Source organism: Halanaerobium hydrogeniformans (assembly GCF_000166415.1).
Lineage (GTDB): Bacteria > Bacillota > Halanaerobiia > Halanaerobiales > Halanaerobiaceae > Halanaerobium > Halanaerobium hydrogeniformans.
Genome location: NC_014654.1, coordinates 2,026,998 through 2,047,895, shown reverse-complemented (window position 1 = coordinate 2,047,895; position 20,898 = coordinate 2,026,998). Strand labels below are relative to the sequence as shown.

The following is a 20,898-nucleotide window of genomic DNA, read 5'->3' as shown; positions in this document are numbered from 1 at the left end:
TGGGATAATGCAGATAAAGAAACCAAAGGAAGCTGATCTAAAAGCCGAATTAATTGATTATTTTCAGGATGAAAAACTAGCTGCTTTAGCTGCTGCACGAGGTTTAAATAATAAAAATGAACTAAAGAAGTTTCTTGAGTTAGACAATTATGAAGAGCTTAATTTAGAGGCTTTCCCTCAAATTATGGAAGCAGTAGACTTTATTTTATCTTATATTAAAAATAATAAAAATATTTTAATCTATGGTGACTATGATGTTGATGGTATAAGCTCTACCGCGATTTTAATGGGAGCTTTGCAAAGGCTGAGTGATAATATTGTATATCATATTCCAGATCGTTTTAAAGAAGGTTATGGTTTGAATAAAGATGTTTTGAAATCATATTCAGAAAGTATTGATTTAGTTATTAGTTGTGATTGTGGGATTAGTAACTATGAAGAAGTAAAATTTGCTAAAAAAATGGGGATGGCCTTTGTTGTGACAGATCATCATGATCTTCCAGAAAAATTACCACCTGCAGATTATATTCTTTCTCCCAGATTATTAGCTGAAAATCACCAGGGATATTGGCTGCCTGGAGCTGGAATGGCATTTTTTCTGGTCAAAGCTATCTATAAAAAAATTGAACGGGCCGGGGAAGAAAAAGATTTTTTGGATTTACTTTTGCTGGCTATTATAGCAGATGTAGTTCCTTTAATTGGTGAAAACAGATATTTATTTAAAACTGCTTTAACAAAACTGCAGCAGAGCCAAAGACCTGGTTTAAAAGCTCTCTATAATGAATTAAATATTAATGCTCATGAGATCAATGAAAAAGTACTTGGTTTTCAAATTGCTCCAATTTTAAATTCTGCTGGACGGATTGATAATGCTGAAAAAGCCTTAAAATTGCTTCTGGCAGAAGATAAAACCCAGGCTTTTTCACTTGCTGCTCAATTAAAAGATATAAATCAACAGAGAAAAAAAATTAGCCAGGAAATTTTCCTGGAAGCTGAAAAAGCTATTGATAGTGAGCAAAGAAAAGCACTTATTCTCTATAATAAGAGCTGGCATCAAGGTGTTATAGGTATTGCAGCAGGTAGAATTGCAGAAAATTATCAAATTCCGGTTGTGTTGATGACCTATAATCCGGATAAAGATCTAATAACTGCTTCTGCTCGATCTATTGAAGGAATAAATATTAATAATTTGATTTCTAAATGTTCTTCTCTTCTCGAAAAACATGGTGGTCATGCTGCAGCAGCAGGTTTTTCATTAAAAAAAGATAGATTGGAAAAATTCAGATTGCGGTTAAAAAGATTAATTAATCAAGAACTAAAAAGCTTAGAGCAAAACCTAGTTATTACAACAGACCTGGAAGTAGAATTAGCTGAGCTGAACCATGAGTTTTATCAAAAATTAAGATTATTTGCTCCGTTCGGGGAAGCAAATCCTGAACCTGTTTTTTACACAGAAGTTGAGATATTAAATAGTAGGGAGCTCTCCAATGGTAGACATAAAAAAATGGTTGTTTCTGATGGTAAAGATAAAATAACTGCTCTTTGGTGGTGGGCAAAAGATATAAAAATCCATCAAAAACAGAAATTGGCTTTTAAATTAAGCGAGAACATTTATCAGGGGAATAGGAGTTTAGAGTTAGAAATCAAAGCACTAAGCCCATTAGATAAGCAAAAAGATCCAGTAGATATAGATAAAGCTTCTCAGAAAACTTCAAGTTTTATAAAAATAGTCAATTATAAAAATAAGTCAGCAGCAGATTTAAAGGCGGGACTAGAAAACACCTCATATTTTTTAGAAAGCAAAGAAGAGTTTTCGCTTTACCCAGTAGTAAATAGAGAGTATCAAAAAAAAGCGAAAAGACTTGTTTTCTTAACTATTCCACCTTCAGTTGAGATAATTAAAGAAATGATTATTTTAACTGAAGCAGAAGAAATTTTTATTACGGATCTTCATCCAGCTGATAAAAGCTTTAAAAAATTCATCAAAATGCTGATGGCTTTGATAAAATATAATCTTAATCATGAAAATGGAATTTTTAATCTTAGAAGAGCTGCAGTGACTTTAAGTGAAAAAGAAATAACCATTAAAAGAGGGATTCAGTATTTAGCTGCAAGAGCAATGTTAAACTATGAATATATAAGCTATGATGAAATACTTATTTCTAAAGGGGGAATAGAAGATAAGGGATTGAGCAATTTGAGAGCAAAACAACTGCATAATTTACTGGAAGAAAGCTCGGCTTTTAGAAGGTTTATTTTAAACAAGTCTATTAGTGATATTGAACAAGTCCTAAATAACTTGAATAAATAATTAGGAGGGTTAAACAATGAAGAAAATTTTAGTTATTATTGTGATTGTATTGATCGTCTTATTAATAGCTGCAGCAACAAACCCATCTAGGAGTCAGTTTATTGACTGGAGTGTAGATGAAATTGCTTCTGAGGCTGAATCAGAATTGCAGAGAATTTTTGAAGGTGCTCTTTCCAGACCAATGTTAGAGATGCGAACTGATGAAAGTGATTATCTGTTTTTTAGTATTTTTACTGTGGAGACATCTGACTCAAAAAATTCATATTTAGGCATATTTAATAACTTCTTTAATTTAAACTAAGTATAGAGGAATCTTTTAACTATAAAATATTCTGATTATTCCCATCTGTTTAATAGATGGGGATTTTCTTGGACAATTAATTTTGATTTAAAGATGGAGGTATCAAGAAATGGAAGATTATTTAATTAGAGCAATTACTACTAATAAAGAACTTCGTGCTTTAGCTCTTAGATCTACAAATTTAGTAGCAGAAGCACAAAAAAGGCATAAGACAACACCAGTGGCTACTGCAGCCCTGGGAAGAGTATTAAATGGAGCTCTTTTGACTGCATCCCTTGTAAAATCAGGTGAAGAGATTGTGCTTAAAATTGATGGTACTGGTCCTGCTAAAAAAATAATAGCAGAAGCAAATCAAAAAGGAGAAGTAAGAGGTTATATCGCTAATCCCCAGCTGGAATTTAATACCACTGAAGAGGGTAAACTTGATGTTGCTAAGGCTGTGGGAGCAGGAGAGCTCTCTTTAACAAAAATTATGGATATGAAAGAACCATATACAGGGAGTGTTCCTCTGGTTTCTGGAGAGATCGGAGAGGATTTAACTTATTATTTTACTGCTTCAGAACAGATTCCTTCAGCAGTTGGCCTGGGAGTTATGGTGGATAAAGATCTAAGTGTTAAGGCAGCTGGCGGATTTTTAATTCAACTGTTACCCGAAGCTTCAGAAGAAACGATAAAATTATTAGAAAAGAATCTGGCGGAATTAAAATCTATCAGTAGTTTAATTGATCAGGGCTTTAGCCCAGAAGAAATTCTAGATAGTTTATTGGGTGATCTAGATTACAGAGTCATGGCCAGAAAGGAAGTCCAGTTCAAATGCAAATGCAGCAGGGCTAGAAGTTATGAACTTATTGCAGGATTAGGGAAAGAAGATATTAAAGAAACTTTAGAGAAAGAAGAACAGATAGAGATAAAATGTCATTTTTGTGGTGAGACATATGTATTTACAAAAAATGAAATCGAAAAGTTATTATCAGAAATAGATAAAGCAGAAGAGCATTAACTATGCTCTCTGCTGTATCTTTCCAGTCTTGAAGCTGTTTCTTCAGAAATTAAAGCTTTAAGATAAATATTGTTTTTTTGGTATTCCTCTTTAATTACCTGACCATTATTGTGGATTTTTTCTATCCACTTACCTTTAGAATAGGGCAAATCAAGCTCGATTTCCACCATATTTTGTCTGATTATTTGATTTAATTTAGCTAATAATTTATCTTTACCGATGCCTTTTAAAGCCGAAATAAAAATTGCATCTGGATAAATTAATTTTAGATCATTAATTTCTGATTGCTTTAATAAGTCAATTTTATTAAAGATTTTTATTCTTTTGCTTTTGCTAGAATTTAAATTTTCTAATTCTTCCTCAACAACTTTAATATTTTTTTCCATTTTAGGATCTGAGCTATCAATAACATGAAGAATTATATCAGCATTTTCTATTTCTTCTAAAGTGGTTCTAAAAGAAGCAAACAATTGGTGGGGTAATTTACTGATAAAGCCTACAGTATCACTTAATATTATTGTTCTTCCTACAGGCAGTTCTAGCTGTCTCATTGTAGAATCAAGAGTAGCAAATAGTTGATCTGCAACATGACTGTTTGCACCAGAAAGCAAATTCATTATGGTTGATTTACCGGCATTTGTATAGCCAACCAGGGCAGCAAGAGGGTCTTTTCGCTGACTTCGCTGTACATCACGGCTTGATTTTATATCTTTTAATTTTTCTTTGAGGCGGTGAATCTTTTTTTCAATCCTTCTTCTATCAACCTCAAGCTTACTTTCACCAGGACCTCTGGTTCCTATACCACCAGCCAGACGAGACATTTCTATCCCTCGTCCTCTCAATCTTGGCAGACGATATTCTAATTGGGCTAGCTCCACTTGGATTTTGCTTTCTTTGCTATGGGCATGTCTAGCAAAAATATCCAGTATTACCTGAGAACGGTCAATAACTTTTATTCCAATATAATCTTCAAGGTTACGCTGTTGAACCGGTGAAAGTTCATTGTCAAATACAATCAAATTTATATCAGTACTTTCAGCTGTATTTTTAATTTCATTTACTTTGCCTTTGCCAACATAAAAAGCTGGATCAATTTTACGGTCATGATAGGTCATAGTTAATTTTGCTTTTGCACCTGCAGTGTCTACAAGTAATTTTAATTCTTCTAAATCACTCTCATCAACACCAACAAGCAGAGCCTTTTCTTTGAGTTGATCAACTTTATACATTTTATTATCCTGGCTAAGCTCAAAATTATTATTAATAAATATTACCTCCTTGTTTTAGCATTCGCTTAACTACATTATAACATTTTTTTAAAGTTTCTAAAATGCTGTGAAGAAATATTTTTTTAAAATAGTTGAATATCCTTCTAAAGGCTCGATAAAAAATAATGAAGTTAAGCTTTTAATAATTGATAAAAGCTGTTAAATGTATTATAATTGATTTGCCGGGTTACCGGCATTTTTCTATTAAATAGAAGGGTTTTAATAACTTTTCGGGAAATATATTTTTAGGTGTTTTTTTAATAACAGAAAATCATGTTTTATTTTTTGAAAAATCTAGATTTTTATTTTAAATAACTCAAAAAGATCAAATCTTTAAGCTGGAGGTTAAGATGGAAAAGGCTAAGCAGAAAAAATATCCAGAAAGCGGAGTTTATTTGCTCAAAATAAAAGTCAAAAAAAAGATTAAAATTACTGTTGGTGCACTAGGAGAAAAGATATTTCCTGCAGGTTATTATTTTTATGCAGGTACTGCTCAGAGAAATCTTCTATCAAGGCTCAAAAGACATTATAGTCAAAAGAAAAAATTACACTGGCATATAGATTATTTGTTAAAAAAATCTGTATTAGAAACTGATTATGTTTTTAATTTTACCAGGCAGGGAGAATGTTTTTTGGCAGAAATTTTAAGATCAGCTGGAGCAAAAACTATTGTCAGCTCCTTTGGGGCAAGTGACTGTAGTTGTAATAGTCATTTACTTTATTTTGACTTTAAAAAAGGTGAAGATATAATTGATAAAATACTAGATAATAGAGATTTAAATAGCGAATTTAGTAATTTTTTAAAGGGTTAGAATTTAAAGAGGAGGTTTAATGTGTGGAAGATAGTGATATAATAAAAGATTTAAATAAAGAACAAAAAAAAGCAGTTCAACATGATAAAGGTCCCCTGCTTTTACTGGCTGGTGCAGGTAGTGGAAAAACAAGGGTTTTAACAAGGAGAATAGCATATTTAATTAAGCAAAGAGGAGTATCTCCATATAATATTCTGGCAGTTACCTTTACCAATAAAGCTGCTGAAGAAATGAAAAACAGGGTAGCAAAAATGGTAGATGGGGTTGATAAAAGCCTTTTAATTAGTACTTTTCATTCTTTTTGTGTAAGAATTCTAAGGAGAGAAGCAGAAAAATTAGGTTATCAAAGCAATTTTGTAATTTTTGACAGCATAGATCAGCGCAAATTAATCAAAAAAATTCTTAAAGAAGAAAACATTGATCCTAAAAAAACAAAGCCCTCTTCAGTTTTGAATAAAATTAGTAATGCAAAAAACGAGTTGAAAAGTCCTGAGCAATTCAGAAATTCTGCCGGCAGTTTTTATGCAAAAAATATTGCAGATCTTTATGAGAAATACCAAAAACAATTAAAGGCAAATAATGCAGTTGATTTTGATGATTTAATCCAGCTAACAGTTAAGCTTTTCAAAAAATATCCGAAGGTTTTAGAGCATTATCAGGAACGCTTTAAATATATTTTGGTAGATGAATATCAGGATATTAACCATGCCCAATATGAGCTGGTAAATTTACTTGCTGAGCGTTATCGCAATGTTTGTGTTGTTGGTGATCCTGATCAGGGTATTTATGGTTTTAGAGGAGCAGATATTAGAAATATCCTTAATTTTGAAGATGATTATCCAGATGCTAAAATAATTAAACTTGAACAAAATTATCGTTCAAAAGCAAATATTTTAAAAGCAGCACAAGCTGTGATTAAAAATAACAGTTCCCGCAAAGAAAAAAGCCTTTGGACAGAAAAAGAATCTGGCCCTGAAATTGAATTATATGAAGCTGAAAGTGAGAAAGATGAGGCTGATTTTTTCTGCAGAATGGCTAAAGAATTAAAGAAATCTAAAGATTATAGTTATGATGATATGGCTGTATTGTATAGAACTAATTCTCAGTCTCGTGCTTTTGAAGATATGTTGATGAAATATGGGATTCCTTATCAAATTACTGGAGGGGTAAGATTTTACGAAAGATTGGAAATAAAAGATATTATGGCATATCTGCGCTTAATTTATAACCCTGCTGACGATATTAGTTTTTTAAGGATAACAAATCGGCCAAAAAGAGGAATTGGAGCAGGTACACTGGCTAAAATTCAGCAATATGCAGAAACCGAATCAATAAGCTTATATCAGGCAGCACTTCAGTCCAAAAGCAATCCTGATTTAAGTAGCAGCTATCAAAAACGTGTATTAGCTTTTACAAAAATAATTGAGGAACTTAGAGAACAGAAAGATGAAATTGCTTTAGCCAGATTAACTGAAACATTACTTGAAAAGAGTGGTTATAGAAAAGATCTTGAAGAAGAGAAAACTAATAAGGCAGAAACAAGGTTAGAAAATATTGAAGAACTTTTTTCCGTTATAAATGATTACATGAAAAATAGTAACGAAAATACGCTGGCCGGATTTTTAGAAGAAGTAACCTTAATGTCAGATATAGATACTCTGGAAGAAGAACAATCTGCAGTTACTTTGATGACTATCCATTCTGCAAAAGGACTTGAATTTCCAGTCATATTTTTGGTAGGTTTAGAAGAGGGGATTTTCCCTCATGCCAATTCGCTTTATGAAAGAGATGGGATAGAAGAAGAAAGAAGGCTCTGCTATGTTGGTATGACAAGGGCTATGGATAGATTATTTTTAAGTAGAGCTAAAATAAGGCTTCGTTTTGGAGAAAGACAGATAAATCCACCATCTCAATTTCTTGAAGAAATTCCAGAAGAATTACTGATTGATCCCAAAAAAGAAAAAACTGACATTGCAAAAGAAGCAAAATTGGTTAATGATAACAACTCAGCTACAGAATATGTGATCGGCCAAAAAATCGTTCATCCTCGTTGGGGAATTGGAATTATACTCTCTATTAGAGGCAAGGAAAATACAGAGCTTAAAATTTCTTTTCAACAAGGAAAAACAAGAACACTTTTGGCAGAATTTGCTCCAATTCAGAAGGTTTAGGTAGGTGAAAAGGTGAATAATTTAAATAAAGAAAAGGCTAAAAAGAAAATAAAAGCTTTAAGAGAAAAAATCAGAAAAGCAGAATATAGATATTTTGTTTTAGATGATCCTCAAATATCTGATGCAGAATTTGATAAATTGATGCAGGATTTATTGAAATTAGAAAGCCAATTCCCAGAATTAGTAACAGCTGATTCTCCAACTCAGAGAGTTGGTGGAGAAGTTTTAGATGAGTTTGAAAAAGTTGAACATTCAACTGAAATGCTGAGTCTAGATAATTCATTTAATGCTGAGGAATTAAGAGGTTTTGACCAACGGGTTAAAAAAAATACAACTGAAAGAGATTATCAATATATTGTAGAACATAAAATTGATGGCCTCTCTGCTGTAATAAGATATCAAGGAGGAAGCTTTCAGTTAGGAGCTACTAGAGGTAATGGAGAAGTTGGAGAAAATATTACTGAAAACATGAAAACAATCCGCTCCTTACCACTTAAAATTGAAGATAAAGCAGAACTTGAATTAAGGGGTGAAATTTATTTAAGCAAAAGTGAATTTGAGAGAATTAATGAAAAAAGATTAGAAAATGAAAAAAAACCTTTCGCTAATCCTCGTAATGCAGCAGCAGGTTCTGTTCGACAGCTTGATAGTAAGATTGCTGCTTCGAGACGTTTATCAATTTTAATTTATGATTTGATATCTCATTCAAATAGAGAGTTTGAAACCCATCTTGAAGTATTTGCTTATTTAGAGGAACAGGGTTTTAATGTTAACTGGCATAAAAAAGCAGATGATATCGGAAAAGTGATTGAAATTTGTCAGGAATGGGAAGAGAAAAGAGAGAGTCTTGATTTTGAAATTGATGGGCTTGTGGTAAAAATAAATAATTTAAATCTAAGAGAAGAACTTGGCTCTACTGCAAGAAGTCCTCGCTGGGCTATAGCTTATAAATTTCCTGCTCAACAAAAAACTACTAGAGTTAAATCCATTGAAATATCTTTAGGAAGAACAGGAGCTTTAACTCCTACTGCAGTTTTAGAACCGGTGGAAATAGCTGGTTCAACTGTTAGCAGAGCTACTCTACACAATGAGGATGAAATCAAAAGAAAAGATATACGAATCGGAGATATTGTACTTGTACAAAAGGCAGGAGATGTTATTCCAGAAGTTGTTAAAGTTATTAAAGAAAAACGTGACGGTTGTGAAAAGGAATTTGAAATGCCTGATCATTGTCCGGTTTGTGGTACTAAAGTAAAACGGCCTGAGGGGGAGGCGGTAACCCGCTGTACAAATATTAGCTGTCCTGCTCAGCGCAAAGAAAAAATTCTTCATTTCGTTTCTCGTGATGCAATGAATATAGAGGGTGTTGGGCCTGCATTAGTTGATCAGTTATTAGAAAATGATTTAATTGATGATTATGGAGATTTATATTTTCTTAAAAAACATCATCTTCAAAATTTAGAGAGGATGGGAGAAAAATCTTCTCAAAATGTCATTGATGCTATTAAGCAAAGTAAAGACAGAGAATTTTTTAGGGTTATTTATGCCCTGGGAATTCGTCATGTTGGTTTAGGAGCAGCTAGAACCTTAAGTGATAATTACAGTTCTATATCTCAATTGATGGAGGCCTCTAATGAGGAACTGGAAGAGATTGATGAAATTGGCCCTGTTATTGCAGATAGTATTATTGATTTTTTTGCAGAAAAACAAAATCGTGATTTAATAAGCCGTTTAAGACAGGCAGGTATAAACCTTAGCCGGGAAAATACTGAAGAAAAAGAAAAATTTCTTGAGGGATTAAAATTTGTTTTTACCGGCTCATTAAATGACTTTACCCGTTCAGAGGTTAAGGACCTGGTCGAAAAAGCAGGAGGAAGATCCGTGTCTTCTGTTAGTTCTAAAACAGATTATTTAGTTATAGGAGATAACCCGGGCTCAAAGTACCAAAAAGCCCAGGAATTAGGAATAAAAATATTATCAGAATCAGAATTCAAAGAACTATTAGAAAATAAGGAGGAAAAATAAATGATTGATAAAAAAGATGTGGAATATTCTGCTGACTTAGCTCATTTGAAATTAAGTGAAGAAGAAAAAGATCTTTATACAGAACAAATTGCTAAAATATTTGATTATGTAGAGAAACTAAATGAGCTTGATACAGAAGATGTTGTGCCAACAGCATATACTGTACCAATGAAAAATGTAATGCGTGAAGATGAAGTTGAAGAATCATTAGATCGCGAAAAATCACTTGCAAATGCACCTGATAAAAAAGACGGCCAATTTAGAGTACCAAAAATTATGTCTGAATAACTTGATAGGAGGTAGTTAAATTGAATTTATATGATCTTACAATTCACGAATTAAAAGATAAATTAAATAAAGGTGAAACCACAGTAGCTGAAATCAGAAAAGCTTTTGATGATAGAATAGCTGCTGTAGAAGATAAAGTTAAATCTTATATAACACTTACTGATGATTTAGCAGAAAAAAGTGCTGCTAAATATGAAGAAAAAAAGGAACAACTGCTGGCAGGGATTCCAATAGCGGTTAAAGATAATATTTCAACCGAGGCTATTAAAACTAGCTGTGCTTCAAAAGTGCTGAAAAATTATAAGCCGCCTTTTAATGCTACAGTAATTGATAAATTAGATGATGCTGGGGCATTAATTATAGGTAAAACCAATATGGATGAATTTGCGATGGGTTCTTCAACTGAAAACTCTGCTTTTTTTAATACAAATAATCCCTGGAATTTAAATCATGCTCCAGGTGGCTCAAGTGGTGGTTCTGCTGCTGCAGTTGCTGCCGGTGAATGTGCAGCTGCTCTGGGCTCTGATACAGGAGGCTCGATCAGACAGCCTGCTTCTTACTGTGGTGTTGTAGGTTTAAAATTAACTTATGGTATGGTTTCACGTTATGGTCTGGTAGCTTTTGCCTCATCTCTTGATCAAATTGGTCCAATTACAAAAGATGTAGAGGATTGTGCCATCATGACAAATGTTATTACCGGTTATGATGAAAAAGATTCTACATCAGTTGAAGATAAGGCAGAAGATTATAGAAAATATTTAAAAAAAGATGTCAGTGGAATGAAAATCGGGATTCCTGAAGAATATTTTAATTTAGATTTTGATCAAGAGGTTAAAGACAGTGTGCTGGCAGCTGTTAAAGAATTAGAAAAAGCAGGGGCAGAAGTAGAAAAAGTACATATTACCGATGCTGCCTATGCTCTGGCCGCCTATTATATTATCGGTCCAGCAGAGGCAAGCTCAAACCTAGCCCGCTATGATGGTGTTAGATATGGACTGCGCAGTGAAGAAGCTGATGATGTAAAAACAATGTTTTTTAACACAAGATCTGAGGGCTTTGGAGATGAGGTAAAAAGAAGAATAGTTATCGGTACCTATGCTTTAAGCTCGGGCTATTATGATGCATATTATCTTAAAGCCCAAAAGGTAAGAACCCTAATCAAAGATGACTTTGATAGAATCTTCAATGATTTTGATCTGATTGTAACACCAACCGCACCTACAACAGCTATAGAACTGGGGACAAAAAGTGATCCCCTGGAAATGTATTATACAGATATATTTACAGTACCAATCAATATAGCAGGTGTTCCTGCAATGTCAATTCCTTGTGGATTTGACAGTAATAATATGCCAATCGGTCTGCAGTTAATAGGTCCCCATTTTGGTGAGGGGAAAATTATTCAGGCAGCATATACACTTGAAAAAATTCTTGATATAAAAGATAAAAGAGCAGAATTATAAATTTTTGAGAGAGGTGAAAAAATGTCCACTAAATATGAAACAGTTATTGGACTTGAAGTCCATGTTCAATTGTCAACAAAATCTAAAATATTTTGCGGCTGCAGTACAGAATTTGGTAAAGCACCGAATAAAAACACCTGTCCAGTATGTCTAGGTTTACCAGGTTCTTTGCCAGTTTTAAATAAAAAAGCAGTTGACTATGCCATTTTGGCAGGAATGGCTTTAAATTGTGATATTGCAGAATACAGTAAATTTGACCGTAAAAATTATTTTTATCCAGATTTAGCTAAAGCATATCAGATTTCGCAGTTTGATTTACCGGTTGCTGAAAATGGTAATATTGAAATAGAAACAGATAATGGCATTTTCAATATTGGAGTTACTAGGGTTCATTTAGAAGAAGATGCTGGTAAATTAGTTCATGAAGGAAGCATTGATAAATCAGAGGCCAGTCTTGTTGACTATAATAGGTCTGGTGTTCCCTTAATTGAAATAGTTTCTGAACCTGATATTCGAACTCCAGCTCAAGCTAAAGCTTATTTAAGTGAACTAAAATTAATTTTGGAATATCTTGATATTTCTGATTGTAATATGGAAGAAGGTTCTCTGCGCTGTGATGCAAATGTTTCTTTAAGACCTAAAGGTCAAAAAGAATTTGGGACAAAGGCAGAACTTAAAAATATGAATTCATTTAGTGCAGTAGAAAAAGGTTTAGAGTATGAGATGAAAAGACAGGAAGAACTTTTAAAAGAAGGACATAAAGTGGTCCAGGAAACAAGAACCTGGGATGAAGAATTAAATAAAACTATTTCGATGCGTGGTAAAGAAGAGGCCCATGATTATCGTTATTTCCCTGATCCTGATCTACTTCCTTTAGAAATAAATCAAAGCTGGAAAAAAGAAATAAAGAATAAATTGCCAGAACTACCAAGAGAGAAATATAAACGTTTTATCTCTGAATTCTCTTTACCTGCCTATGATGCCGGTGTAATTACAGGTAATAGGGATATGGCAGAATTCTTTGAGACCGTACTTAAAGATTATGATGATCTTAAAAATATTAGTAACTGGATGATGGGAGAATTTTTAAGGCTGCTAAATGAAAATAATGAAGGTCCTTATGATTCTGGAGTCACACCGGAAAATCTCTCAAAGATGCTTAAAATGATAGATAAAGATGTCATAAGTGGTAAAATTGCCAAAAAAGTATTTGAAATAATGTATGAAAGTGGTAAAGATCCAGAAACAATTGTTGAAGAAGAAGGATTAAAACAGATAAGTGATGAGGGTAAATTAGAAAGTCTAGTTGATCAAATCATAGACGATAATCCTGATGCTGTTGAAGATATTAAAAACGGTAAAGATCGAGCAATAGGTTTCTTAGTTGGTCAAATAATGAAAGAAACTAGAGGAAAAGCAAATCCAGGACTGGTAAATAAGATGTTAAGAGATAAATTGATGGATTAAAATAATAGAGCCCGTGTCAAAGCGGGCTCTTAATAAAGGATGATTTTTTTGAATATTAAAACAATCCGGAGAAGGATCAAAAATCGTATTCCAGGCCCCACCAGGATTCAATCTTATTATTCAGTTTTAATTCCTATCATAGAGATAGACGACAAATTACATCTGATTTATGAACTTAGAGCAAGTGATCTTTCTACTCAACCAGGACAAATATCTTTTCCTGGTGGAAAAGTAGAAAGAGGTGAAGAATTTTCTCAAGCAGCTGTTAGAGAATGTGCTGAAGAATTACTGATAGATCAGGAAAAAATAAAATTGTTAGGTGAGATAGATTATCTAATCACACCTTTTGATTTTATAATTTATGCTTTTATTGGTTGTTTGAAAGTAAATAGTTTATCTGAAATTAAAACAAATAATGAGGTAGCAGAAGTTTTTACCGTACCACTCGAATTTTTTTTAGAGAATGAACCTGAAAAATATGGTGCTTTTTTAAAAAGTGAATTTGATGCTGATTTCCCCTACCACTTACTACCTGAAGGGAAAAATCATAAAAAGTTAAAAAGTGAGTATGATATATATTTTTATCGTTACAAAGACAGAGTTATCTGGGGCATTACTGCAGAACTGAGTAAAAACTTCATTGATATTATTAAAAATGAGTAAATATTAAAATTAAAACTCTTAAAACTTGTTAAAAAATTCATAAATAAACTTGACAATTTATCCACTATATCGTATTATTTAAATAAAACAATATTCTTGGAGATTAGGAGGATTAAAAATGACTTTTTTTACAAGTGATAAATCATCTAAAATTATAGAAAAAAATAGTGCTGTTTTAGAAGAGGAAGCAGAACTTTTAAAAGCTTTAGCCCATCCTGTTCGTCTCACTATTGTCAAAGGTCTTTTAGCTGAAGAAGGTTGTAATGTTTCTGAGATGCAGCAGTGTTTGGATATACCACAATCTACACTTTCTCAGCACTTAGCTAAATTAAGAGATGCTGGTATACTTAAAAGTGAGCGGAATGGCCTTGAAAGACATTATTTTGTTGTAAATGATAAAGCAATAAAAATCATTAAAACTTTAAGTGAATTAGAATACTCAAAAGAAGAATAAAAACTAATAACAAAATAAACAATAACTTTAACAAAGGGGAGAAAAAGATGGGTAAAAAGGTTATTATTGTTGGGGGTGTAGCAGGTGGAGCAAGCACTGCTGCTCGGTTAAGAAGAATGAGTGAAGATACTGAGATTATAATGCTCGAAAAAGGTGAGTATATTTCTTTTGCTAATTGTGGTTTGCCTTATCATATTGGTGAGGTAATCGAAAAAAGAGAAGAGCTTTTAGTTCAGACCCCTGAAGCAATGAAAGCACGTTTTAATATTGATGTTAGAATTATGCATGAAGCATTAGATATTGATAGAAAAGAAAAAAATCTGAAAATAAAAAATCTAGAAACTGGTAATATATATACAGAAAGTTATGATAAACTTGTTTTATCTCCCGGAGCAGATCCAATCAAACCACCATTACCGGGCCTGGACATAGAAGAAGTTTATACACTTAGAAATATTAGAGATATGGATTTGATTAAAGAATATATTGATAACAATGAGATAAAACATGCTGTAGTAGTTGGTGGTGGTTTTATTGGTCTAGAAATGCTTGAAAATCTTCACCAAAGAGGATTAAAGGTTTCATTATTAGAATTAACTGATCAGGTTATGAGGACCCTTGATAAAGAAATGGTATCAATGGTTCATAATCATATGCGAACTAAAGGTGTAGACTTAAATTTAAGTGATGGAATCGCAGCGGTAGAAAAAGAAAACGGGAAAAAATTTGCTTTACTACAAAGTGGTAAAAGAATAGAAACAGATTTAATAATACTATCAATTGGAGTTAAACCCAAAACAGAGCTTGCTGAAAAAGCCGGGCTGGATATTGGTGTTAGTGGAGGGATAAAAGTTAATCAATATCTCCAGACAAGTGACCCAAATATCTATGCAATAGGTGATGCTATAGAAGTTAAAGATTTTGTTATTAATGAGCCCAGTCGAATTCCACTGGCTGGTCCTGCCAACAAACAGGGTAGAATAGCCGCCAATAACATAACGGGAAGAAAAGAAAAATATAATGGTACCCAGGGAACATCAATAGCAAAAATATTTGATATTATTCCTGCTTCTACAGGAGCTGCAGAAAAGAAATTAAAAGAAAATGACTTTAATTATCAAGTAGTCCATATTACTTCTAATAACCATGCTAGCTATTATCCAGGTGCCCTGCCAATGATGTTGAAATTAATTTATCAAAAAAAAGATGGTAGAATACTGGGAGCTCAAATTGTCGGTTTTGCCGGAGTAGATAAAAGAATAGATGTACTTTCTACTGCTATACGGCATCAGATGAATATTTTTGATCTCCAGGAATTAGAACTTGCCTACTCTCCTCCTTTTGGATCAGCAAAAGATCCTGTTAATATGCTTGGCTTTGCTGCTGGGAATATTTATAATGGCCTGGTTAAGCCAGCATTTTGGCAAGAATTAGATGAGCTTGATAATGAAGAAATTATTTTACTTGACATAAGAGAAAATATAGAGCTTGAATTAGGTCAAATCCCTAATTCTATTCATATTCCTTTAAATTCTTTAAGAGATAGATTAGATGAACTTGATAAAGATAAAGAATATATAACATATTGTGCAGTTGGACTACGTGGTTATATTGCAGCCAGGATTTTAATGCAAAATGGTTTTAATAAAGTTCGCAATCTAAGTGGTGGTTATAAATTATATAAGGCAGTTATGGATGATAAAAACGAGGTTATTGAAAAAGAAGAAGAAGCAGAATTAAATTCTCTTCTTACCCCAGAAGATGCAGAAATGATTGCAGATTTAATCATCAAGAATATTAGAAACAAATAACAAATGTTTTCAGTTAATTTTATATAATAAAAGGCAGTTCATTGAACTGCCTTTTTGTTTGCAATATTATTAGTCATTTTTTGGTAAACATCATTCAAAGTTAACTTAATCCAGAAAGCAGCTGGGATAACACTCACAATTTCTGAAATTGGAAAGGCAAACCATAAATATTCAAGGCCAAACCATTGGCCTAATAAATACATTAATGGCAGTAGAACGATTATTTGTCTTAAAAAAGAAAAGAACAAACTTGGAAAACCATTACCTAAAGCCTGAAATGTAGTTGAAATAATTATTGCTGGTCCTATAACTGGGAAAGCAATACTTATTCTTTTGAGGGCTGTTGTGCCAATTCTAATTAATTCAGGGTCATTATTAAAAAGCGTAATCATTAATTCTGGTATTGATTGGAAGACAAAAAAGCCAATTGTTGTGAAAATAAAAGCAACTAAAAGGGCTGATTTAAATGTTTTTTTCATCCGCTGAGGGTTATTATGACCATAATTATATCCCATAATAGGCATATAACCCTGGTTTAAACCATAAACTGGCATAAAAACAAAGGACTGCAGTCGAAAATATATACCTGCAGCTGCAATGGCTGTACTACCAAATTCGGCCAGGATTCTGTTCATACCACCTAACATAAAACTGGCTAAAAATTGCATTACCATTGCTGGAAAGCCAACTATATAAATATCCTTAATAATTTTAAAATTAAATTTAAAGTCTTTTAAAGAGATTTTTAATTCGTTTTTATCACTGAGCAAAATATAAGTTAAAAAGACACCACTTATTAGTTGAGAAATTACTGTAGCAATTGCAGCACCTGCGATTTCCATTCGGGGGAATATCCACCAGCCATAAATAATAAAGGGATCTATTATTATATTTAAAATTGAGCCAATTAACATTGCTACCATGGGAACAAATGTATTACCCTCTCCCCTTAAAATATGGTTAACAACCATCGGGTAAAAAATAGAAATAGAAGCTATTAAAATTATTTTAATGTATTCACTACCCATTTGAACTAAAATTTCGTCATTAGTGAAAAGTTCTAATATTTGAGTTGAAAAAAAATAACCAATAATGGCGACTACTAAACCACCTATAAAGATCATCATAATTCCATGTTCAGCAGCATTTACCGCTGCATGTTTATTGTTTTCTCCCAACCGTCTTGCAATTAAAGAACTAACACCGATTCCGATTCCAACTCCGATTCCGATTAAAACAATTTGTATTGGAAATGCAAGAGATAAAGCAGATAATGCCTCAGTGCTTAAGCGGCCAACATAAATACTGTCAACAACATTGTAAAGTGCATGAGTGGCCATTGCTATAATTGAGGGAACAGATAGGCGAAATAATAACGGAATGATTGCTTCATTTTCTAGACGTTCTGAACTGCTCTGCATAAGACATCCTCCAGACTGGATTGATTAAAATATATAATTTTTATAGAATAATCTAGCATATCATTCTATCACAAAAGAGCTTTTGATGTCAAAATACTATGGGCTGGTCAAGCTGCTTGAACTATGATAATATTTACTTAGCTTAACTTTAATAATCAGATAAAATATAAGGGAGTTAGATATTAAATGTATGAAGGAGAAATCAAGAAGTTAAAAGTTGAAGACCTCGCCCATGGTGGAGATGGAGTTGCCAGAACAAAAGAAGGAATAGCAGTCTTTATACCGTTAACTATTCCTGGTGATTTAATCAAAGCCAAAATAACCAAAATAAAAAAGAACTATGCATTTGCTAAATTAATTGAAATCATAGAAGCAGGAAAAGGCCGAAAAAAGCCACCCTGTCCAGTTTATAATGATTGTGGAGGTTGTCAACTACAGCATTTAGAATACAAAAAAGAACTGGAACTCAAAAATAACAATCTTCAGCAGATCATAAAAAGAATTGCTGGAATTGATGAATATAAAATAAATGAAGTGCTGGCTGCAGAAGATGATTTTCGTTATCGTAATAAAGCTCAATTTCCTTTAACTACTAAAGAAAGTGGGGAAATAACTGCTGGTTTCTATAAAAGGGGCAGCCATGAGGTTGTTCCCTATCATGATTGTTTAATTCAGCATCCATTAATCAATAGAATATTAAAGACAACCTTAAAAGAATTAAATAAAAGAGAGATAAGCGTTTATGATGAAGAAACAGCTGAAGGATTATTAAGACATTTAGTAATTAGGGTTGGAGTGTGTACAAATCAGGCTTTATTAATTTTTGTTACAAACGGAAATGAATTTAAAGCTAAAGAGAATATTGCTGAGAAGATATTGGCTGCTATTCCTGAATTAAAAGGAGTAATTCAAAATATAAATAATAAAAATACCAATGTTATCTTTGGCAAAAAAGATATAATTATCAGAGGAGAGAACTATATTAAGGAATATATAAATAAAACAGCTTATTTAATATCTGCCAGATCTTTCTTTCAAGTCAATACCCTTCAAGCAGAAAAATTATATAATAAAGTTTTAGATTTTTTAGAAGAAAATAATGAGCAAAAAATAGTAGATGCCTTTTCTGGTACCGGGAGTATAGCCTTATATATTGCTGAAAAAGCAGAAAAAGTTTTTGCTGTTGAATCATTAAAACCAGCCGTAAAAGATGGAAAAAGGAATGCAGCATTAAATAAAATTAAAAATATAAAATTTATTAATGGTCTTGTAGAAGATGAATTAGCTAAAATACTTGCTGAAGAAAAAATTGATAGCATTATTTTTGATCCACCTCGTAAAGGTTTAGCTGAAAAAACAATTGATTTATTAAATAATTTGGAAATAGAAAAGGTAATTTATATATCCTGTAATCCCGCTACTCAGGCAAGAGATCTTAAAAAGCTTAAAGGCAAATACCGGTTAATTGAAATACAGGGAGTAGACATGTTTCCTAATACCTATCATATTGAATCTGTAGCTTTATTAAAACTTAAAAATAAGTCTGGTGAAATATAGTCAGATATAGTTGTGAAAGAGTAAAATTCTGCTTGTAAACCTCATGGGCTTGCCCCAAGGAGGGCCAATAGCTTGATTACTTGCTAAAATAGGTATATTTATGATATATTATATTATAAAGTTACTTTATAATACTCCATTTAAGGAAGGGGTAGAATAAATGAATCTGTTTTTATTAATTGTTTTTGTAATAATTGGTTTTGCTGGACTTTTTTATAATGTTGATGCTGGTGTTTTTATTGGATTTGGTCTTATTCCCTGGCAGGTTTTGAAAATTAAAATGAAGAAAAAATTTGTTTTAACATCTATAATATCAACTACCCTAATTGGTGGAGGCTATTTTATATATTCTCAAGAATGGTTGATTTTAGCTTTATTTATATTTATTCAGTTATATAATTACTGGGGATTATTAAATGCTCAAATGAAATAAAAGCTTTGAAGGAGGAATAAAAAATGCCGACATATTTGTATGAATGTGAAGAATGTGGAAGGTTTGAAAAATTTCAAAATATTAAAGATGAAGCTTTAAAAAAATGCCCTGAATGTGGGTCTGAAGTGAAGAGAATAATAGGTTCTCCGGGGATTCTTTTTAAGAGCTCAAACTTTTATGTTAATCAGGCTAAAAAAGATTCATCTAAAAGTAACAAAAAAGATCATAAAGCTTCTTAAATAAGATGAGCCGGCCTTTGAGCCGGTTTTAATTTTAGACAAGAAAGAAGGTAGAAATATGTCTGAAGTTGTTTTAAAAAAATGCAATTCTTATCAAGACAAAGAATTAGATAAACAAATTGATGAACTGCTTAATGAATTAGGTGGTCTATCTACATTTGTCAAAAAAGGGCAAAAAGTATTATTGAAAACTAATTTATTAATGGGTAAAAAACCTGAAACTGCTGTAACTACTAATCCTCAATTAATTGCAGCATTGGGCAAAAAAATTCAGGCTTTAGGGGCTGAGGTGATTATAGCTGATAGTCCAGGCGGACCATTTAATGGGAAATTATTAGAAAGAGCCTATGCTAAAAGTGGACTTACAGAAATTGCCACAAAAAATAATTTTAAATTAAATTTTAATACTAAATCAAACAAAGTAGAGTTTGCTGAGGGGAAAGCAAATAAATCTTTTCAATTGGTTGATTTTATCAATGAGGCAGATTTAATAATTAATTTGCCCAAACTTAAAACTCATGGATTAACTATGTATACAGGAGCTGTAAAAAATCTCTTTGGTTGTATACCGGGAGTTATTAAAGCGGAATACCATTTAAGGATGCAGTCTGCCTATGATTTTTCTAGAATGCTTAATGACTTAGCTTTACTTGTTAACCCAAGTTTAACTATAATGGATGCAGTAATTGGGATGGAAGGAGAAGGGCCTTCTAATGGGAGTCCAAAAAGATTTAATTATTTATTGGCTTCTAAATCACCTTTTTATTTAGATTTAGCAGCAGTAAAATTACTGGGCATTAATCCTGCTGAAAGGGTCCCATCTATAAAAGCTGCAGTTGAAGATTCGATTATTGAAAAAGATAAATTAATCTTAAAAGGTGATGATTTTATTCCTTTTGCCTCAGTAGATATTCCGAAAATAGAAAAAGAAACTAATTTTTTAAAGAAAAGGATGCCTGACTTTTTGGCCGATATTTTGGAAAATCTTCTTCGACCAAAACCAGTTTTTAAAAAAGATAATTGTGTGGGTTGTGGTAACTGTGCTGCAAATTGTCCACCGAAGGTTATAACTATGGTAGATAATTTTCCAGAAGTAGAGCTTGATGGTTGTATACGCTGTTTTTGCTGTCAAGAATTATGTCCTTATGATGCTGTAGAGATAAAATATCCGCTGCTGGCCAGATTGTTTTTTGCAAAATAATGGGGGTTTAAAA

General features: G+C 32.4%; 18 protein-coding genes. 16 read left to right on the top strand and 2 right to left on the bottom strand.

The features are described 5' to 3' along the window. The first annotated feature begins 7 nt into the window (after nt 1-7). From recJ to hslO, 3 genes are all read left to right on the top strand, one after another. Nucleotides 8-2,311: a single-stranded-DNA-specific exonuclease RecJ gene (recJ, locus tag HALSA_RS09375; RefSeq protein ID WP_013406330.1), complete on the top strand. Its 2,304-nt coding sequence runs from the start codon at nt 8-10 to the stop codon at nt 2,309-2,311. A 16-nt stretch (nt 2,312-2,327) separates the two neighbouring features. After that, a complete protein-coding gene (locus HALSA_RS09370; RefSeq protein WP_013406329.1) occupies nt 2,328-2,612 on the top strand; it encodes a hypothetical protein in 285 nt (94 codons plus the stop codon). A gap of 109 nt (nt 2,613-2,721) precedes the next feature. Further along, nucleotides 2,722-3,612, top strand: a complete 891-nt coding sequence (gene hslO, locus HALSA_RS09365; protein WP_013406328.1) for an Hsp33 family molecular chaperone HslO — start codon at nt 2,722-2,724, stop codon at nt 3,610-3,612. On the opposite strand, the gene hflX is transcribed toward hslO, so the two are convergent. Further along, nucleotides 3,609-4,841: a GTPase HflX gene (gene hflX, locus HALSA_RS09360; protein WP_013406327.1), complete on the bottom strand. Its 1,233-nt coding sequence runs from the start codon at nt 4,839-4,841 to the stop codon at nt 3,609-3,611. The genes hslO and hflX overlap by 4 nt on opposite strands. 389 nt (nt 4,842-5,230) lie before the next feature. Between hflX and HALSA_RS09355 the strand changes: the two genes are divergently transcribed. The 9 genes from HALSA_RS09355 (at nt 5,231) to HALSA_RS09315 (ending at nt 16,034) form a co-directional block, all read left to right on the top strand. After that, nucleotides 5,231-5,692 carry a GIY-YIG nuclease family protein gene (locus HALSA_RS09355; protein WP_013406326.1) on the top strand — a complete coding sequence of 154 codons (462 nt, stop codon included), beginning with the start codon at nt 5,231-5,233 and terminating at the stop codon, nt 5,690-5,692. A gap of 23 nt (nt 5,693-5,715) precedes the next feature. Further along, nucleotides 5,716-7,863, top strand: coding sequence for a DNA helicase PcrA (gene pcrA, locus HALSA_RS09350; protein ID WP_013406325.1), 2,148 nt, complete (start codon nt 5,716-5,718; stop codon nt 7,861-7,863). 12 nt (nt 7,864-7,875) lie between these two features. Further along, entirely contained in the window at nt 7,876-9,888 is a 2,013-nt protein-coding gene (ligA, locus tag HALSA_RS09345; RefSeq protein WP_013406324.1) for an NAD-dependent DNA ligase LigA, read from the top strand. Next, the gene (gene gatC / locus HALSA_RS09340) at nt 9,889-10,176 is read left to right on the top strand and encodes an Asp-tRNA(Asn)/Glu-tRNA(Gln) amidotransferase subunit GatC (RefSeq protein WP_013406323.1); all 288 of its coding nucleotides are present in this window, start codon (nt 9,889-9,891) and stop codon (nt 10,174-10,176) included. It abuts the gene before it with no gap. 20 nt (nt 10,177-10,196) lie between these two features. After that, the gene (gene gatA / locus HALSA_RS09335) at nt 10,197-11,639 is read left to right on the top strand and encodes an Asp-tRNA(Asn)/Glu-tRNA(Gln) amidotransferase subunit GatA (RefSeq protein ID WP_013406322.1); all 1,443 of its coding nucleotides are present in this window, start codon (nt 10,197-10,199) and stop codon (nt 11,637-11,639) included. A gap of 21 nt (nt 11,640-11,660) precedes the next feature. Continuing rightward, a complete protein-coding gene (gatB, locus tag HALSA_RS09330; RefSeq protein ID WP_013406321.1) occupies nt 11,661-13,106 on the top strand; it encodes an Asp-tRNA(Asn)/Glu-tRNA(Gln) amidotransferase subunit GatB in 1,446 nt (481 codons plus the stop codon). 48 nt (nt 13,107-13,154) lie between these two features. Beyond that, a complete protein-coding gene (locus HALSA_RS09325; RefSeq protein WP_013406320.1) occupies nt 13,155-13,769 on the top strand; it encodes an NUDIX hydrolase in 615 nt (204 codons plus the stop codon). 118 nt (nt 13,770-13,887) lie between these two features. Then, nucleotides 13,888-14,223, top strand: a complete 336-nt coding sequence (locus HALSA_RS09320) for an ArsR/SmtB family transcription factor (protein WP_013406319.1) — start codon at nt 13,888-13,890, stop codon at nt 14,221-14,223. Between the two features lie 47 nt (nt 14,224-14,270). Continuing rightward, a complete protein-coding gene (locus tag HALSA_RS09315; RefSeq protein ID WP_013406318.1) occupies nt 14,271-16,034 on the top strand; it encodes a CoA-disulfide reductase in 1,764 nt (587 codons plus the stop codon). A gap of 38 nt (nt 16,035-16,072) precedes the next feature. Here HALSA_RS09315 and HALSA_RS09310 read toward each other — a convergent pair whose 3' ends face one another. After that, nucleotides 16,073-17,455 (bottom strand): MATE family efflux transporter, encoded by a 1,383-nt coding sequence (locus HALSA_RS09310; protein ID WP_013406317.1) that lies wholly within the window; start codon nt 17,453-17,455, stop codon nt 16,073-16,075. Nucleotides 17,456-17,641: 186 nt separating this feature from the next. Between HALSA_RS09310 and rlmD the strand changes: the two genes are divergently transcribed. The 4 genes from rlmD to HALSA_RS09290 all read left to right on the top strand — a co-directional run bounded on the left by rlmD (nt 17,642) and on the right by HALSA_RS09290 (nt 20,885). Further along, nucleotides 17,642-19,012 (top strand): 23S rRNA (uracil(1939)-C(5))-methyltransferase RlmD, encoded by a 1,371-nt coding sequence (gene rlmD, locus HALSA_RS09305; protein WP_013406316.1) that lies wholly within the window; start codon nt 17,642-17,644, stop codon nt 19,010-19,012. Between the two features lie 160 nt (nt 19,013-19,172). Then, nucleotides 19,173-19,445, top strand: a complete 273-nt coding sequence (locus HALSA_RS09300) for a hypothetical protein (RefSeq protein WP_013406315.1) — start codon at nt 19,173-19,175, stop codon at nt 19,443-19,445. 23 nt (nt 19,446-19,468) lie between these two features. Continuing rightward, nucleotides 19,469-19,684 carry an FmdB family zinc ribbon protein gene (locus HALSA_RS09295; RefSeq protein WP_013406314.1) on the top strand — a complete coding sequence of 72 codons (216 nt, stop codon included), beginning with the start codon at nt 19,469-19,471 and terminating at the stop codon, nt 19,682-19,684. 58 nt (nt 19,685-19,742) lie between these two features. Next, complete coding sequence (locus tag HALSA_RS09290) at nt 19,743-20,885, top strand: DUF362 domain-containing protein (RefSeq protein ID WP_013406313.1); 1,143 nt, start codon at nt 19,743-19,745, stop codon at nt 20,883-20,885. Nucleotides 20,886-20,898: the final 13 nt, after the last annotated feature.

Excerpts from the sequence above, each read along its gene's own strand:
- recJ (WP_013406330.1), top strand. The coding sequence starts at position 8 with ATGCAGATAAAGAAACCAAAGGAAGCTGATCTAAAAGCCGAATTAATT.
- HALSA_RS09370 (WP_013406329.1), top strand. The coding sequence starts at position 2,328 with ATGAAGAAAATTTTAGTTATTATTGTGATTGTATTGATCGTCTTATTA.
- hslO (WP_013406328.1), top strand. The coding sequence starts at position 2,722 with ATGGAAGATTATTTAATTAGAGCAATTACTACTAATAAAGAACTTCGT.
- hflX (WP_013406327.1), bottom strand. The coding sequence starts at position 4,841 with ATGTATAAAGTTGATCAACTCAAAGAAAAGGCTCTGCTTGTTGGTGTT.
- HALSA_RS09355 (WP_013406326.1), top strand. The coding sequence starts at position 5,231 with ATGGAAAAGGCTAAGCAGAAAAAATATCCAGAAAGCGGAGTTTATTTG.
- gatC (WP_013406323.1), top strand. The coding sequence starts at position 9,889 with ATGATTGATAAAAAAGATGTGGAATATTCTGCTGACTTAGCTCATTTG.
- gatB (WP_013406321.1), top strand. The coding sequence starts at position 11,661 with ATGTCCACTAAATATGAAACAGTTATTGGACTTGAAGTCCATGTTCAA.
- HALSA_RS09320 (WP_013406319.1), top strand. The coding sequence starts at position 13,888 with ATGACTTTTTTTACAAGTGATAAATCATCTAAAATTATAGAAAAAAAT.
- HALSA_RS09315 (WP_013406318.1), top strand. The coding sequence starts at position 14,271 with ATGGGTAAAAAGGTTATTATTGTTGGGGGTGTAGCAGGTGGAGCAAGC.
- HALSA_RS09310 (WP_013406317.1), bottom strand. The coding sequence starts at position 17,455 with ATGCAGAGCAGTTCAGAACGTCTAGAAAATGAAGCAATCATTCCGTTA.
- rlmD (WP_013406316.1), top strand. The coding sequence starts at position 17,642 with ATGTATGAAGGAGAAATCAAGAAGTTAAAAGTTGAAGACCTCGCCCAT.
- HALSA_RS09300 (WP_013406315.1), top strand. The coding sequence starts at position 19,173 with ATGAATCTGTTTTTATTAATTGTTTTTGTAATAATTGGTTTTGCTGGA.
- HALSA_RS09295 (WP_013406314.1), top strand. The coding sequence starts at position 19,469 with ATGCCGACATATTTGTATGAATGTGAAGAATGTGGAAGGTTTGAAAAA.
- HALSA_RS09290 (WP_013406313.1), top strand. The coding sequence starts at position 19,743 with ATGTCTGAAGTTGTTTTAAAAAAATGCAATTCTTATCAAGACAAAGAA.